The sequence below is a fragment of the Limobrevibacterium gyesilva genome, from assembly GCF_025989185.1.
GTDB classification, from domain to species: Bacteria; Pseudomonadota; Alphaproteobacteria; order Acetobacterales; family Acetobacteraceae; genus Limobrevibacterium; species Limobrevibacterium gyesilva.
The window spans coordinates 1-14,794 of sequence record NZ_JAPDNT010000029.1; the positions used below are offsets into that span (position 1 = coordinate 1).

Consider the following 14,794-nt stretch of genomic DNA (forward strand, 5'->3'; position numbering starts at 1 on the left):
CCCACGATCTCGATCCGTTGCATTGGAGCAGCCACTGTGGCCGCCTCACTTCTGTCCCCAGCCATGGCACTACGCTGAACCAGCCGCACCGCGCAGCACAAGGCGGACTCGCCGGACGCTTACCCCGCAAAGGCCATCTACCGGCTTTCTCCTCGCGGTCTAAGTGAGCCCTGGACCAGAGACACAGGCCCATAGCCTTCATCTGCTTGAACGAGGTAATCCGCATCGAACGATCCTCCGAAATGGAGGACACCGCTGCGATGCCCCACAGGTTGGCGTTAGTGCCCTGGGCTAGGAGACCTTAGCTGCGAGGTAGGGCGTAATCCATCGTTCATATGCCGCCACGGCTTTCCGCATCTCGTCCAGATAAAGGAAGCGGTTGTAGGTAGCGGCCACCCCGCTGATGACGCCAGTTTTGTGGTTGAGCAGCGCCTCGATGATATGCGGCGGCACCTTCAAGGCAGCGAGGTTGGTGGAGTAAGTGCGGCGCAGATCGTGAAGCGTCCAATTTGCCACTTTGGACGCCTTATAGAGCGCAGCCTTAGACTTTCCCCAGCCGACCCACTTAGGGGCCGGAGAGAGCAGTTTTGAAGCAGACACGGGCACTGGAAAGGCATGGGCGCGCTTGTTCTTGGTGTGGGCACCAGGGATGTTCGCTACATCGCCTTCTAGGGTGATGTGCTGCACCTCCCCTCGCCGCTGGCCGGTGAGCATCAGCACCTTCACCGTGTGGCCGAAGCCGTCATCGGTGGCAGCATTCCAGATGGCATTGAGTTCGTCAGTGGTGAGCACGCGCTCGCGGCGGTCGCTCTTCTGCGGCGCACTGAGCTTATCCATGGGCGAGCTATCGAGGTGATGCTCTGCCACGCACCAGTTGAAGAAGGACCGCAGCACGACGAAAGCGTAGCGCTTCTCCATCGGCACCTCGTCGAACGCCTTGAGCTTCGAGAGCACGTCGCGAGGCGTGATGTCGGCGAGGTTGCTGCGCCCCCAGTCGATCCGGCTGAGGCGGGACTTGTAGCCGGCGTAGGTGCTGGCGCGGTTCTTCCCCTCGACGTGCTTGAGGTAGCCGTCGCGGGCCTCTGCGTAGGCCAGGAACTTCGGCTTCACCTTCCCCAGCGTCTTCTCAGCCAGGGCGCGTTTTGCCTCCGTGCGGGCGTCAGCCAGCGACATGGTCGGGTAACGGCCGAGGGCGTGTCACCGGCCGCTCTCCACCAGCACCACAAAGGTCTTGGAGTTTTTCCGCAACGCAGGCCGAAGCCTGGCAGCGAGCTATCCCAGAGAGTGGCGTGGGGCGCCGCGTTCTTCACAGCCTTGTCGGTGAGATTTGGCACTTGGCACCTTTTTGGCACCGGGAACGGGTGCGCTATGGTGAGGAAGCATGGTCACAATGTAAACCTAACTAATTGAGATTCCTACGACGAAGTTCGGCATGAGGAACCATGAGGAAGGTCGATTGGTAACTGAAAATCGCAGTGTCGGTGGTTCGATTCCGCCCCTGGGCACCATCCTTTCCAAGCGAAGAGACGGCGCTGCTTCACCCAGGCGAGCCATGCGCCCGGAAATCCCGCGGGCCGCCGCCCTGCCGCCGGGTGTCCCACATCCGCAGGTAGAGCGCCTCGATCGACCGGGCGAAGCAAGCGGCGTCGGTCGCCGGCGACTGCGCGAGCTGGCGCGCGAGCCTGGTGCGGCAGGCCGCGTGGCGCTGCGGATCGGTCGCCAGCGCCACCGCGAGCGCTTCGTAGTCTTCGAGCGAGAAGGTGATCAGCTCGGGCAGGCCGAGGGCGCGCAACAGGCTGCCCGCGTGGCGGCCGGCGAAGATGTCGCCGGCGCAGGTCAGCACCGGCAAGCCCATCGACAAGGCGTCGCTGCCGATGGTGCAGGCGCTGCAGGGCAGCGTGTCGAGGAACAGGTCGGCCAGGCGGAAGCGGGCGAGATAGGCCGGGATCGGGACCAGCGGCGCGAACACGAGCCGGGTCGGATCGACGCCGCGCGACGCCGCCTGCCCGCGCAGATTGGCGGTGGCAAGGTCACTTGCCGCCACCAGCCACAACACGCTGCCCGGCACGGCACGCAGCACGCGCATCCACACGTCGAAGACGGCCGGCGTGATCTTGTAGCTGCTGCTGAAGCAGGCGAAGACGAAACCATCCTCGGGCAGGCCCAGGGCGGCGCGCGACGGCGTCTGCCCTGCTTCGGGCCGGCGGGTGACAGGCAGGTAGCTGCCGGGGAGATGGACGATCCGCTCGCGGTACTGCGCCTGGTGCGCCGTCGGCACGGCGAATGGGTCGGCAATCACGTAGTCGATGAAGCCGGCCGCCATCGTGCCGATATAGCCGAGATAGTTCACCTGCACCGGCGCCGGACGGCGCGCCAGGATCGCCAGCCTTGCGTCCCTGGTGAAGCCGTTGAGGTCGACGAGGATGTCCACCGCATCCTCGTGGATCCGCTGCGCCGCCTGCGCGTCGGACAGGGCGCGGATGTCGGCAAAGCGGTCGAAGGCGGCGGTCAGCCGCCGGCGCAGGGCGCTGCCGTCGTCCGGGCCGTACGAATAGCCGATGACCTCGAACTGCGTGCGATCGTGGCGCTCGATCAATTCGACGATGAGGCGCCCCACCGGATGCATGCGGAAATCCGAGGACAGGTAGCCGACGCGGATACGGTCCTGCGCCGGGCGTGACCGGTCGATGGAAAAGACGCGGGCCGGGGCTTCGAACCTGGCGATCTCGAGGGACGCGCTGGCCATCAGGTCGGGCAGGGTCGGGCTCGCGCCACGCAGCACGAAGGGCTGCACACGAACGCCGTCGCGCACGCGTTGCAGCAGATGCGCGCAGTCGGCGTCGAACGCGCGCCAGTCGCACGCCAGCTGGCGTTGGTGCATCAGTTCGGCGCGCGCGTCGGCGAACTCGGGATCGAGCCCCACCACCTTCTCGAAGCAGCCGATCACGTCTGCGATCCTGCCACGATCCTTCAGGGCGTGGCCGAGATTGCTCCAGGCCTCGGCATGGTCCGGTCGCAGCGCCACTGCCTTCTCGAAGCAGGCGATGGCTTCCTGCGCCATGCCTTGCGCGTGCAGCACGGTGCCGAGATTGCGGCAGGCGGGCGCATAGTCCGGCTGCAGCGCCAGCGCGGCGCGATAGCAGGCGGCCGCCTCGTCCAGTTCGCCCTGGTCCTGCAGGGCGCGGCCGAGATTGTTGTGCGCGGCGGTGAAATCCGGGCGGGCGGCGATGGCGCGCCGGATGCGGGCGATGCCCGCATCGGCATGGCCCTGCACGATGTCGATCAGGCCCAGGAAATGCAGCGCATCGGCGTGCCCGGCATCGCTGCGCAGGATCGTTTCGCAACACGCACGGGCCTCGTCCATGCGCCCGGCCTGCCGGTGCGCCATGGCGGCCCGCAGCAATGCGGCAATGTCCTGGCCCGGAGCGGCGCCCGCCATCATTCCGAACACCGACCGTCCGAACCCGCTCATATCTGCATTCCGTCCTGCCTTCATCCGCCGGCATCATGTCGGACAATGCCGCCCGCCTCCATCCGCCCGGCGCCCGATTGAGTCCCAGGCAACGCCACCGCATGATGCGCGCAACGGAGGGCCCCGATGCACCGCGAACCGCTGATCATGGTCTGCACCTGCGAAATCGCCGGACGGGTGCGCGGCAAGGGCTTCCCGGCCAGAGATCTGCCCGCGCGGCTGGCCAAGGGCGTCGGCTGGGTGCCGACCAACACCATGATCTCCGCGTTCGGGCCGATCTACGCAACGCCGTTCGGCACCACCGGCGACCTGATCCTGGTGCCCGACAGCGACACCGAGGTGAACGTCGATTTCGGCGACGGCGGCGCAGCGGAACATTTCTTCCTTGGCGACATCCGCCAGACCGACGGCACGCCGTGGGAATGCTGCCCGCGCCACTTCCTGCGCCGCGCCCTGGCCGCGTTGCACGAGATCTCCGGCCTCACCCTGCTCGCAGCCTTCGAGCACGAGTTCGTCTATACCGGCGTCGAGGCCGCGCCAGGGGCGCCGTATTCGCTCGATGCCTATCGCCGCCAGGGCATTTTCGGCGAGGCCTTCACCGCCGCCCTGCGCGCCGCCGGCGTCGCCCCGGATTCGTTCCTGCCGGAATACGGCACCGGCCAGTTCGAAGTGACCTGCGACCCCACCGCCGGCCTGCGCGCGGCCGACGACGCGGTGATCACCCGCGAGATCGCGCGCGCCACCGCCCTGCGCCTGGGCCATCGCGCCATCTTCGCGCCGATCCTCGACCCTGCCGGCGTGGGCAACGGCGTGCACGTGCATTTCAGCTTCCGCGATGCCGATGGCAGGCCAGTGATGCACGATCCGGCGGGACGGCTGGGCCTGTCGCCGGTGGCGCAGCATTTCGTCGCCGGCCTGCTGCACCACATGCCGGCTCTGTGTGCGGTCACCGCCCCCAGCAGCGTGTCGTATATCCGCATGCGCCCGAACCGCTGGGCACCGACCCACGCAACCCTGGCCGACCGCGACCGCGGCGCCAGCCTGCGGGTCTGCCCGGTGCTGACGACCCCCGGCGCCGACGCGGCAAGGCAGTTCAATGTGGAATACCGCCCGGCCGACGCCGCCGCGAGCCCGTATCTCGCGCTCGGCGCGCTCGTGTGGGCCGGCGTGGACGGCATCCGCCGCGCCCTCGCACTGCCGGACAGCGACGGCGACAAGCTGCCGGTCACGCTGGGCGCCGCGCTGGATGCGCTGGAAGCCACGCCGCAAGCCGCGGACTGGTTCGGCGCCACCTACCTGTCGGCCTATCTGATGCACAAGCGTGCCGAACTGGCGAGCCTCGACGGGCTGAGCGAGACCGAGCAATGCGCCCGCTACGCGCTCACCTATTGAGCGCCGCCGGATTGAGCGCCGCCAGAAACGCCGCCGTCGTCATCGCCCGGCAATAGCCGGCGAAGCACCCCAGCGCCTCGGCGTGGCGGGCGTGGGTGTTGGCCATGCAGGCGTCGGTCAGGCAGGTGACGTAGTAGCCGCGGTCGGCGGCGTCCTTCACCGTGTGGTCGATGCACTGGTCGGTCAGGAAGCCCGTGACCACCAGGTCCTCGATGCCGATATTGCGCAGCAGGTAGTCGATATTGGTCGAGTTGAAGACGCTGGAGGAGGTCTTCGGCAGCACGATTTCATCGTCGCCCGGCGCCAGCGCATCGATCACCTTCGCCTCCCACGAGCCCCGGGCGATGAAGAAGCTGGACAGCTTGTAGTCCAGGCTGCGGTCGCGGCCGTCTTTCGTCAGGTTCTCGATGACGGTGTAGATCACCTCGATCCCGGCGGCGCGGCAGGCGGACAGCAGCGCCGCGAGATTCGGGATCACCGTATCGCGCGCGGCATGAAAGAATTCCGGGCGGATGGCGCGCTGGGCGTCGTTGAACGTGCCGTTCTGCACGTCCACCACCAACAACGCCGTGCGTGCGGGCAGGACGGGCCGGTCGCGGGTCAGGGCGTGTTGGCGAGAAACTGGGGGCATGTCGTCCTTCTCAAGGTGGCGCATTGACTGGCGGCGGGGCGACTGTAATCAACGGAGGGCGATGGCTCCAGCAGCGGGGAGTGGGCAAGGCAGATGACGACGCAACCGGAGACGATACTGGCAGCGGATGAACCCGATCCCGTCATGATCGGGCGGCCCCAGGGCGCCTCGCCGTTCTTCCTGGCCTGCGACCACGCGGCCCGGCGCATCCCCCGCAGCCTGGGCACCCTCGGCCTTCCCGACAGCGAACGCGAACGCCACATCGCCTGGGACATCGGCATCTGGGGGGTGTCGGAGCGGGTTGCCGCGGCGCTCGACACGGTCCTGATCGGGCAGGCCTATTCGCGCCTGGTGATCGACTGCAACCGCCCGACCAGCAGCCCCACCTCGATCCCGGAAATCAGCGAGTCGACGGTGATTCCCGGCAATGCCGGCCTCACCGAGGCGCACCGGCAGGCGCGCATCCGCGAGATCTTCGCGCCCTACCACCGCCGTTTCGCGGCCGAGCTCGATGCCCGCGCCGGGCGGCCCACCGTGCTGGTGGCGATGCACAGCTTCACGCCGGTCTACAAGGGCGTGGCCCGGCCGTGGCATGCCGGCGTGCTGTTCAACCAGGACCTGGGCCTGTCGCGCATCATGCTGGACCTGCTGCGCGCCGAGGGCGATCTGGTGGTGGGCGAGAACCAGCCTTATTCCGTGTCCGGCACGTCCGACTACAGCGCGCCGGTGCATGCCGAGGCGCGCGGCCTCCCGTACCTGGAGTTGGAGATCCGCCAGGACCTGATCGCCGATGCGGCAGGCCAGCAGCTCTGGGCCGAACGGCTGATCCGCCTGCTGCCGGAAGCCTGGCGCCGCTTCGCCGCGGCGCGGAAGGCGGCCGCGCAATGACCCACCCCACCACCCGCGACCTGCCGGTCGAGCCCGCGCACACCACGCTGCTGTTCATCGACGTGCAGAACTACTGCGCCGTGCGCAACGGCGGCGAGTTCAAGGACATGACTCCGGAGCAGTTCCGGCACAAGCTCGGCTGGTTCTTCGCCGAAATGGAAGGCCGCGTGGTGCCCAACATGCAGCGCCTGCAGGCCGGCTGCCGGGCGGCGGGGATCGAGGTGATGTACACCCTGATCCGCAACCTCACGAAGGACGGCCGCGACCGCAGCCTGGACTACAAGATCACCGGCTTCAGCGTGCCGCCGGACAGCTGGGACGGGCAGGTGATCGACGCCATCGCACCGGGCGACGACGAGATGGTGATTCCCAAGACTTCGTCGAACGTGTTCGTGTCCACCAACATCGACTACGTGCTGCGCAATCTCGGCACGAAATACCTGGTGATTTCCGGCATCGTCACCGACCAGTGCGTGGAGGGCGCGGTGCGCGACGCCTGCGACCTCGGCTATCTCGTGACGCTTGTCACCGATGCCTGCGCCACCTACAGCGCCGAGCGGCACGCCAACTCGCTGCAGGCGATCAAGGGCTATTGCCGTCAGCGCACGACCGACGCATTCCTTGCCGAGATCAGCGCGGGACGCTGACCACGCTGACCGTACGGGCGGCGGCGAACAACGCATCGAGCGCCTGCGCCTGGCGCAACGACCAATCGAGCCCGTAGGCCATCCCGGCCCGCCCGGCGACGGCGGCGGCGAAATGCTCGACCATCCGGACATATGGATCGGTCGCGGCGAAGTGCTCGCTGCGGCCGTTCACGTCCAGCCGCGTGTCGCGTCCTTTCGTGGAAATCGGCCAGTCCAGGAACAGCGTGCCCTTGGTGCCGATCATCTGCAGATGCTGAGTGCGGACGGAGACGAACGAGCAGGCGAACTGGCCGACCAGGCCGTCGCCGAAATCGAGCTGCCCGGTCATCGTCGCATCCACATCGCCCTGCATGGCCGGCACGGCGGCGGCCCGCACCGGCTCGCACCCGGTCAGCACGCGCATGGCGCTGACGCAGTAGCAGCCGAGATCGTACAGCGCGCCGCCGCCATGCGCCGCGATCCAGCGGAAATCGTCAGGCGGCAGCAGGAGGTTGCCGAAGATGGCCTGGATGGCCACCGTCCGGCCGATCTCGCCGTTGCCCAGGATGTCCTGCACCCGCGCCATCTGCGGATGGTGCAGATGGCAGAACGCCTCCATGACGTGGCGGCCGGTGCGGCGTTCGGCGTCCTGCAGGTGCCGCACCTCCTCGGCCGACAGCGCCAGCGGCTTCTCGCACAGCACGTGCTTGCCGGCGTCCAGCGCGCGAATGGTCCAGCCGGCATGGGCATCGTTCGGAAGCGCCACGTAGACGAGGTCGATGCCGGGATCGGCCAGCAGCTCGGCATAGCTGCCATAGGCCCTGGGTGCGCCGAACGCGTCGGCGAAGGCGCGGGCGCGGGCCGGATCCCGCGCCGCCACGGCGTGCAGCCGGTGCCCCGCCGCCTGCACGGCGGGCGCCAGCGCGCGGTGGCCGATACGCGACGCCCCCAGGAAGCCCCAGCGGAATTGCGGCCCGACCACCGGCGCAGCAGTCACGGCGCGATGCCGGCCACCGCCAGGATGGTGGTCAGCCCCGCGGTCATGCCCTGCACGCTGTTGGTCTTCTCCACGTCGATCCATTCCTCCAGCGAATGCGCCCGCCCACCGGTGCCACCCGAGCCGATCTTGATCGCGGGAATGCCCAGGCTCATCGGGATATTCGCGTCGGTGGAGGAGAATTCGTGGCGCGGCGCGAAGCCGTGCGCGGTGATCGCCGCGGTGGCCAGGCGCACCAGGTCGCTGTCCATGTCGGTCGCGCCGGCGGGGCGGTCGCCCACCAGCTTCAGCTCGGCGCTGACGCGGCCGGCGCGGGTGTCGCGGGCGTTGTTCTCGGTCTCCACCGCCTGCTGCACGATCGCCTGGAAGCGCGTCTCCAGTCGGGCCAGCTCGTCGGCGGATTGCGAGCGCAGATCCACATCCATCCACACCTCGTTGGGGATGGCGTTGATCGACGTGCCGCCGCCGGTGACGGTGGCAGCATAGGTGGTCTTCGGCTTGGCCGGCACCTGCGTCTTCGCCAGCTCCACCATCGCCTGCGCCATCGCATACATCGGGTTGACGATGCCGAACGCGCCGAAGCTATGGCCGCCCGGGCCGCGGAAGGTCACCCGGTAGCGCTTGGAGCCGATGCCGCCGACGGCGATGGTATCGAGGTCGGGGCTGTCCACGGTGATGAACGCCTTGATGCGGTCGCGGTACTTGCCCTCGGTGAACAAATGGCGCACGCCGCGCAGGTCGCCCAGGCCTTCCTCGCCCACGTCGCCCACGAACAGGATGTCGCTCTGCGTGCGGATGCCGGCGGCGTCCATGGCGCGCATATAGGCCAGCAGCACGGCGAGGCTGCGGGTGTCGTCGCCGACGCCGGGGGCGAACAGCTTCGTGCCCTCGCGCCGCACGGTGACATCGGTGCCGGCGGGGAACACGGTGTCGAGATGTGCTGCCACCACCAGCATCGGCCCGTTGCCGGTGCCGCGGCGGATGCCCATGACGTTGCCGATGCCGTCCATCTCCACGTCGTCGAGGCCGTGGGCGCGCAGCATCTCCAGATAGGCCTGGGCGCGCTGTTCTTCGCCGAACGGCGGCGAGGGGATCTGCGTCAGCGTGACGATGTCCTCCACCGTGCGGTCGTGCTCGGCCGCCAGCGTGTCGGCGGCGCGGCGATAGGCCGGGCTCGCCATCAGGGCGGCGATGGCGGGGGACGGAGCGGTCGGGGCGTCGTTCATCGTGCGGGCTTTCAGGCGGTGATCGGGCGCCCATTACGGCCAGCCGTGGGCGGCGATGTCCAGACAGTTGAAGGGGGCGGATGCGGCGGCAAATCATTCGTGTGCAAATGATCGGGTAGGCCGCATGGGCAGCTACCTCCGACCCGCGAGCCTCGACGGCGCGCTGGCCGCCCTGCCGTCACCCGGCGCCCGGCCGCTCCCATCGACCCGGACAGCGGCCTGGGCACGCGCCTTGTCACCTGGGATGTCGGCCCCCTGACGGTGCCCGAGAGTGACACCGCTCTGGACGGCGGGCGGCGCGTGGCCGATGCTCTGCTGGCGGCGGGCCTGATCGAGGGCGCCGTGGTGAGTTTGCGCGGGCGCCTCGTCGTTCGCGGCGGGGAATGGCCACAGATGGAAGCCTCATGATCCGCAAGATCCTGACCGTCATCGAGGAAACCCACCGCGAGGCCGGCGAGGAAATCCGCCCGCCCACGCGCAAGGCCGCCGCCATCGCCGTGATCGGCAATCCCTATGCGGGCCGCTTCGCCGAGAACCTCGACGAACTGATCGAAGTCGGCGAGATGCTCGGTGGATTGTTGGGCGAGCGCGCGGTGCGGGCGCTCGGCATCGCGCCGCATCAGGCCGAGAGCTGCGGCAAGGCCGCCATCGTCGGCGAGGACGGCGAGCTGGAGCATGCCGCGGCCATCCTGCACCCGAAGCTCGGCGCGCCGTTGCGCAAGGCGGTGGAACAGGGCGCGGCCCTGGTGCCCAGCGCCAAGAAGCGCGGCGGCATGGGGGCGGCGATCGACGTGCCGCTGGGCCACAAGGACGCGGCCTTCGTGCGCAGCCATTTCGACGCCATGGAAATCCGCGTGCCGGATGCGCCGCGGCGCGACGAGATCGTGGTGGCCGTGGTGGTGACCGATTCCGGCCGGCCGCTGGCGCGCATCGGCGGGTTGGCGAAGCACGAAATCGAAGGCAAAGATGGGCTGCGCTGACACAACGAGGGTTCGAGACATGAGGATTTCACGCCGCACGCTGATCGCCGGCACCGCAGGCATGCTTGCGGCACCCGCCATCGTGCGGGCGCAGGGCAGCACGCCCATCCGCATCGGCGAGATCAACTCCTACACCGCCATCCCCGCCTTCACCGTGCCCTACCGCATGGGCTGGCAGCTCGCGGTCGAGCAGGTCAACGCCGCCGGCGGCGTGCTGGGCCGCAAGATCGAGGTCATCAGCCGCGACGACGCCGGCCGCCCGCCTGACGCCATTCGCCTCGCCGGCGAGCTGCTGAACGACCAGAAGGTGGACCTGCTGTCCGGCACCTTCCTCTCGAACGTTGGCCTCGCCATCAGCGATTTCGCCAAGCAGAACCGGAAGCTGTTCGTCGCCGGCGAGCCGCTGAGCGATGCGCTGGTGTGGGAGAACGGCCATCGCTATGCCTTCCGCCTGCGCCCGTCGACCTACATGCAGGCGGCGATGCTGGTGGACGACGCCGCGAAGCTCAACGCCAAGCGCTGGGTGACGGTCTCGCCGAACTACGAATACGGCCAGTCCGTGGTGAAATGGTTCAAGCAGCTGCTGGCGGCGAAGCAGCCGGGCGTGGAGTTCGTGGGCGAGCAATGGCCCGCCCTCGGCAAGATCGACGCCGGCGCCACGGTGGCCGCCCTGGCGCAGGCCAAGCCCGACGCCATCCTGAACGCGACGTTCGGGCCGGACCTCACCAATTTCGTGCGCCAGGGCAACACCCGCGGCCTGTTCGAGGGCCGCGGCGTGGTCTCCGTGCTGACCGGCGAGCCCGAGTATCTGGAACCGCTGGGCGACGAGACGCCGGAGGGCTGGATCGTCACCGGCTATCCCGTGGACAGCGTGACCGATCCTACCAACAAGGCGTTCATCGAAGCCTACAAGGCGAAGTTCAACGAGCTGCCGAAGATGGGCTCGGTGGTCGGGCATGCGCTGATCACCTCGATCGTCGCCGGCATCGCCAAGAGCGGTTCGGTCGATACCGAGAAGATGGCCGACGGCTTCCCCGGCGCCACGTTCGACACGCCGTTCGGCAAGGCGAACTGGCGCGCGCTGGACCACCAGGGCACGCTCGGCACCTATGTCGGCAAGACCGCGCTGAAGGGCGGCAAGGGCACGATGGTCGACTGGCGCTATGTCGATGGCACCGACGCGCTGCCGCCCGACGACGTCGTGCGGAAGATGCGCCCCGCCTGAGCCTCGCACCGCACACGAAGTGGATTTTGTCCTCGTCCAGCTGCTGACCGGGCTCGCTGCCGCGTCGTCGCTGTTCCTGGTGGCCTCCGGGCTCACCGTGATCTTCGGCGTCACCCGCGTGGTGAACTTCTCCCACGGCAGCCTGTACATGCTCGGCGCCTATATCGGCTGGAGCCTGCTCACGCGCCTGCCGCGCGAGCCGGAATGGTTCGCGCTGGGCGTGGTGGCGACAGCGTTGGCGACCGGCGGCATCGGCGTGCTGCTGGAGACCACGCTGCTGCGGCGCATCTACCGCGCGCCCGAGCTGCTGCAGCTTCTCGCCACGTTCGGCGTGGTGCTGATGGTGCAGGACATCGTGCTGAAGCTGTGGGGGCCCGCCGACCTGTCGCTGCCGCGGCCGCGCTGGCTGCGCAGCTTCGTGGTCATCGCCGGCGAGCGCGTGCCGTTCTTCGACCTCGTGCTGATCGGCATCGGGCCGCTGGTGCTGCTGGCCTTGTGGCTGCTGTTCACGCGCACGCGCTGGGGCACGCTGGTGCGCGCGGCCACGCAGGACCGCGACATGGTCGCAGCCCTCGGCGTCGATCAGCGGCTGCTGTTCACCTCGGTGTTCGCGCTCGGTGCGGCACTCGCGGGCATGGGCGGCGCGCTGGCGCTGCCGGACGGGTCGGCCAACCTGCAGATGGACCTGACCGTCATCACCGACGCCTTCGTGGTGGTGGTGGTGGGCGGGCTGGGCAGCGTTGCCGGCGCCTATCTCGCCAGCCTGCTGATCGCGCTGCTGCAGGCTTTCGGCATCGTGCTGCTGCCGAAGATCACGCTGGTGCTGGTGTTCGCGGTGATGGCCGTGGTGCTGGTGCTGCGGCCGAACGGGCTGCTCGGCCGCCCGCCCGCGGAGGCGCGCGGCGAGGCGCATGTGCTGGCGCTGATCCGCCCGGCCTCGCGCGCGCTGAGGCTGCTCGGTGCTGCCGCCCTCGTGGCGGCGCTGCTGGCGCCGCTGCTGGCTGGGCCGTTCCTGCTCTCCGTGCTGACGGAAATGCTGGTCGCCGTGCTGTTCGCGGCCTCGCTGCATTTCATGATGGGCCCCGGCGGGATGGCCAGTTTCGGCCACGCCGCCTGGTTCGGCCTGGGCGCCTATGGGGCCGCCTTCGCCGCGAAGTTCCTGCTGCTGCCGATGCCGGCGGGCCTGGTCGCCGCCCCGCTGGCCGCGGGCGCGGCGGCGGCGCTGTTCGGCTGGTTCGTGGTGCGGCTGTCCGGCGTGTACCTGGCCATGCTGACTTTGGCCTTCGCGCAGATCGTCTGGGCCGCGATGTTCCAGTCGGTGGAGATCACCGGCGGCGACAACGGCATCCTCGGTGTCTGGCCCGCGGCCTGGGCCGCCGATCCGCGCGTGTTCTACTGGCTGACGCTGGCGCTGTGCGTGGCCGGCACGCTGCTGCTGCGCCGGATGCTGTATGCACCGTTCGGCTACGCGTTGCGCGCCGCCCGCGATTCGGCCTTGCGGGCGGAGGCGGTCGGGCTCGACACCACGCGCATCCGCCTGGCCGCCTTCACCCTGGCCGGCACCGCGGCGGGGCTCGCCGGCGGGCTCAGCGCGTATTCGAATGGCAGCGTGTTCCCGACCTACATCTCCATCGGCCGGTCGGTGGATGCGCTGGTGATGGTGCTGCTGGGCGGCGTGCAGACCATCGCCGGGCCGGTGGTCGGGGCGCTGGCCTATACCGGGCTGTTCGACGCGCTGCTGCTGGTGACCGATCTGTGGCGGCTGGTGCTGGGGGCGGCAATCGTCGTCCTGGTGCTGGCCTTCCCGCAGGGCATTGCCGGCACCGTGCAACGCCTGTGGCTGCGCGGGCGCGAGGCATGAGCGTGCTGGCGGTCGCGGACCTGCACAAGAGCTTCGGCGGCGTGCGCGCCGTCTCCGGCGTGTCGTTCGCGGTGGCGCCGGGCGAGATGCTGGCCCTGATCGGGCCCAACGGCGCCGGCAAGTCCACCTGCTTCAACATGCTGAACGGCCAGTTGCGGCCGGATGGCGGGCGCATCGCGCTGGATGGGCAGGACATCACCGGGCTTGCGCCGCGCCGTGTCTGGCGCCGCGGCGTCGGCCGCACCTTCCAGATCACCGCCACCTTCGCCAGCATGACCGTGCGCGAGAACGTGCAGGTGGCGCTGCTGTCGCATCATCGCCGCATCTGGCGATTCTGGCAGCCGACATCCGCACTTTTCGCCGCCGAGGCGGACGCGCTGTTGGACCAGGTGGGCATGGAGGCACAGGCGGACCGCGCCGCCGGCGTGCTGGCCTATGGCGACCTCAAGCGGCTAGAGCTGGCGGTGGCACTGGCCAACGCGCCGCGCCTTCTGCTGATGGACGAACCCACCGCCGGCATGGCGCCGGCCGAGCGCGTGGCGCTGATGCAGCTCACCCGCGACCTCACGCGCCGCCAGCACATCGCCGTGCTGTTCACCGAGCACGACATGGACGTGGTGTTCGGCGTCGCCGACCGCATCCTTGTGCTGAACCGGGGCGAGCTGATCGCCGAGGGCGACGCCGCCGCCATCCGCGCCGATGCCCGGGTGCGCGCGGTCTATCTCGGCTCCGGCGCCACCAGCGGCGGGCATTGATGCTGACGGTCGAGGACCTGCACAGCTTCTACGGCCGCGCGCATATCCTGCATGGCGTGTCCTTCGCGCTCGCCGCCGGCGAGGTGCTGGTGCTGCTGGGCCGCAACGGCGCGGGCAAGAGCACGACGATGAAGTCGCTGATCGGCCTGGTGCGCCCCGCCAGCGGCCGCATCGCCTTCGACGGCCAGGACATCGCGGGCTGGGAGCCGCACCGCGTCGCCCGCGCCGGCCTGGGCTATGTGCCGGAGGAGCGGCGCATCTTCTCCGAGTTGACCGTGCTCGAGAACCTGGAAGTCGGGCGCAGGAAGCCGCGCGACGGCCGGCCCGCCTGGACGCCGGAGCGGCTGTTCGCGCTGTTTCCCAACCTCGCGGCCCTGCGCGGCCGGCAAGGCGGGCGGATGAGCGGGGGCGAGCAGCAGATGCTCACCATCGCCCGCACGCTGATGGGCAATCCCGGCCTGATCCTGCTGGACGAACCCAGCGAGGGCCTCGCCCCGGTCATCGTCGAGCAGATGGCCGACGCCATCCTGGCGCTGAAGCAGCAGGGCGTGACCGTGCTGCTGGCCGAGCAGAACCTGCACTTCGCCGCCCGTGTCGCCGACCGAGCTGCCGTGATCGAGACCGGGCGCATCGTCTGGACCGGCACGATGGCCGACCTGCATGGCGACGAGGCCCTTCGCGCGGCGCATCTGGCGGTGTGAGGCCGGCGGCCTCTGCTGGATGACGGCGTTCGCCCCGCAA

At 69.2% G+C, this 14,794-nt stretch carries 14 protein-coding genes; 9 read left to right on the top strand and 5 right to left on the bottom strand.

All coding sequences use genetic code 11. From position 1 onward, the window contains the following. Positions 1-291: 291 nt before the first annotated feature. Together OL599_RS21045 and OL599_RS21050 are read right to left on the bottom strand one after the other, a co-directional pair. Positions 292-1,173, bottom strand: a complete 882-nt coding sequence (locus OL599_RS21045; RefSeq protein ID WP_264715954.1) for a tyrosine-type recombinase/integrase — start codon at positions 1,171-1,173, stop codon at positions 292-294. A 364-nt stretch (positions 1,174-1,537) separates the two neighbouring features. Next, positions 1,538-3,472 (bottom strand): O-linked N-acetylglucosamine transferase, SPINDLY family protein, encoded by a 1,935-nt coding sequence (locus tag OL599_RS21050; RefSeq protein ID WP_264715955.1) that lies wholly within the window; start codon positions 3,470-3,472, stop codon positions 1,538-1,540. Positions 3,473-3,598: 126 nt separating this feature from the next. Here OL599_RS21050 and OL599_RS21055 point away from each other — a divergent pair, with 126 nt between their 5' ends. After that, on the top strand, positions 3,599-4,864 hold the full coding sequence (locus OL599_RS21055; RefSeq protein WP_264715956.1) for a glutamine synthetase family protein: 1,266 nt from the start codon (positions 3,599-3,601) through the stop codon (positions 4,862-4,864). Here the strand turns inward: OL599_RS21055 and OL599_RS21060 are convergent. After that, on the bottom strand, positions 4,854-5,495 hold the full coding sequence (locus tag OL599_RS21060) for a cysteine hydrolase family protein (protein ID WP_264715957.1): 642 nt from the start codon (positions 5,493-5,495) through the stop codon (positions 4,854-4,856). The genes OL599_RS21055 and OL599_RS21060 overlap by 11 nt on opposite strands. A 93-nt stretch (positions 5,496-5,588) precedes the next feature. Between OL599_RS21060 and OL599_RS21065 the strand changes: the two genes are divergently transcribed. Then, entirely contained in the window at positions 5,589-6,383 is a 795-nt protein-coding gene (locus tag OL599_RS21065; RefSeq protein ID WP_264715958.1) for an N-formylglutamate amidohydrolase, read from the top strand. Further along, positions 6,380-7,030, top strand: a complete 651-nt coding sequence (locus tag OL599_RS21070) for an isochorismatase family cysteine hydrolase (protein WP_264715960.1) — start codon at positions 6,380-6,382, stop codon at positions 7,028-7,030. The genes OL599_RS21065 and OL599_RS21070 overlap by 4 nt, the downstream gene beginning before the upstream one ends. Here OL599_RS21070 and OL599_RS21075 read toward each other — a convergent pair. Together OL599_RS21075 and OL599_RS21080 are read right to left on the bottom strand one after the other, a co-directional pair. After that, positions 7,014-8,006 carry a Gfo/Idh/MocA family protein gene (locus OL599_RS21075; protein WP_264715961.1) on the bottom strand — a complete coding sequence of 331 codons (993 nt, stop codon included), beginning with the start codon at positions 8,004-8,006 and terminating at the stop codon, positions 7,014-7,016. The genes OL599_RS21070 and OL599_RS21075 overlap by 17 nt on opposite strands. Next, entirely contained in the window at positions 8,003-9,232 is a 1,230-nt protein-coding gene (locus OL599_RS21080; protein WP_264715962.1) for a M20/M25/M40 family metallo-hydrolase, read from the bottom strand. Before OL599_RS21080 ends, OL599_RS21075 begins: the two co-directional genes overlap by 4 nt. A 261-nt stretch (positions 9,233-9,493) precedes the next feature. Here OL599_RS21080 and OL599_RS21085 point away from each other — a divergent pair, with 261 nt between their 5' ends. The 6 genes from OL599_RS21085 to OL599_RS21110 are packed head-to-tail and all read left to right on the top strand — an operon-like array spanning position 9,494 to position 14,754. Further along, positions 9,494-9,640, top strand: a complete 147-nt coding sequence (locus OL599_RS21085; RefSeq protein ID WP_264715963.1) for a hypothetical protein — start codon at positions 9,494-9,496, stop codon at positions 9,638-9,640. Further along, complete coding sequence (locus OL599_RS21090; RefSeq protein WP_264715964.1) at positions 9,637-10,212, top strand: amino acid synthesis family protein; 576 nt, start codon at positions 9,637-9,639, stop codon at positions 10,210-10,212. Before OL599_RS21085 ends, OL599_RS21090 begins: the two co-directional genes overlap by 4 nt. Before the next feature lie 19 nt (positions 10,213-10,231). Next, positions 10,232-11,437, top strand: a complete 1,206-nt coding sequence (locus tag OL599_RS21095; protein WP_264715965.1) for an ABC transporter substrate-binding protein — start codon at positions 10,232-10,234, stop codon at positions 11,435-11,437. Positions 11,438-11,456: 19 nt separating this feature from the next. Next, positions 11,457-13,298, top strand: coding sequence for an ABC transporter permease (locus tag OL599_RS21100; protein ID WP_264715966.1), 1,842 nt, complete (start codon positions 11,457-11,459; stop codon positions 13,296-13,298). Further along, positions 13,295-14,053 (top strand): ABC transporter ATP-binding protein, encoded by a 759-nt coding sequence (locus OL599_RS21105; protein ID WP_264715967.1) that lies wholly within the window; start codon positions 13,295-13,297, stop codon positions 14,051-14,053. The genes OL599_RS21100 and OL599_RS21105 overlap by 4 nt, the downstream gene beginning before the upstream one ends. Beyond that, the gene (locus OL599_RS21110; RefSeq protein WP_264715968.1) at positions 14,053-14,754 is read left to right on the top strand and encodes an ABC transporter ATP-binding protein; all 702 of its coding nucleotides are present in this window, start codon (positions 14,053-14,055) and stop codon (positions 14,752-14,754) included. Before OL599_RS21105 ends, OL599_RS21110 begins: the two co-directional genes overlap by 1 nt. The last annotated feature ends 40 nt before the right edge of the window (positions 14,755-14,794 follow it).

What these genes read in the sequence shown, in the direction of transcription:
- OL599_RS21045 (WP_264715954.1), bottom strand. Translation starts at nt 1,173, where the DNA reads ATGTCGCTGGCTGACGCCCGCACGGAGGCAAAACGCGCCCTGGCTGAG.
- OL599_RS21050 (WP_264715955.1), bottom strand. Translation starts at nt 3,472, where the DNA reads ATGAGCGGGTTCGGACGGTCGGTGTTCGGAATGATGGCGGGCGCCGCT.
- OL599_RS21055 (WP_264715956.1), top strand. Translation starts at nt 3,599, where the DNA reads ATGCACCGCGAACCGCTGATCATGGTCTGCACCTGCGAAATCGCCGGA.
- OL599_RS21060 (WP_264715957.1), bottom strand. Translation starts at nt 5,495, where the DNA reads ATGCCCCCAGTTTCTCGCCAACACGCCCTGACCCGCGACCGGCCCGTC.
- OL599_RS21065 (WP_264715958.1), top strand. Translation starts at nt 5,589, where the DNA reads ATGACGACGCAACCGGAGACGATACTGGCAGCGGATGAACCCGATCCC.
- OL599_RS21070 (WP_264715960.1), top strand. Translation starts at nt 6,380, where the DNA reads ATGACCCACCCCACCACCCGCGACCTGCCGGTCGAGCCCGCGCACACC.
- OL599_RS21080 (WP_264715962.1), bottom strand. Translation starts at nt 9,232, where the DNA reads ATGAACGACGCCCCGACCGCTCCGTCCCCCGCCATCGCCGCCCTGATG.
- OL599_RS21090 (WP_264715964.1), top strand. Translation starts at nt 9,637, where the DNA reads ATGATCCGCAAGATCCTGACCGTCATCGAGGAAACCCACCGCGAGGCC.
- OL599_RS21095 (WP_264715965.1), top strand. Translation starts at nt 10,232, where the DNA reads ATGAGGATTTCACGCCGCACGCTGATCGCCGGCACCGCAGGCATGCTT.
- OL599_RS21105 (WP_264715967.1), top strand. Translation starts at nt 13,295, where the DNA reads ATGAGCGTGCTGGCGGTCGCGGACCTGCACAAGAGCTTCGGCGGCGTG.
- OL599_RS21110 (WP_264715968.1), top strand. Translation starts at nt 14,053, where the DNA reads ATGCTGACGGTCGAGGACCTGCACAGCTTCTACGGCCGCGCGCATATC.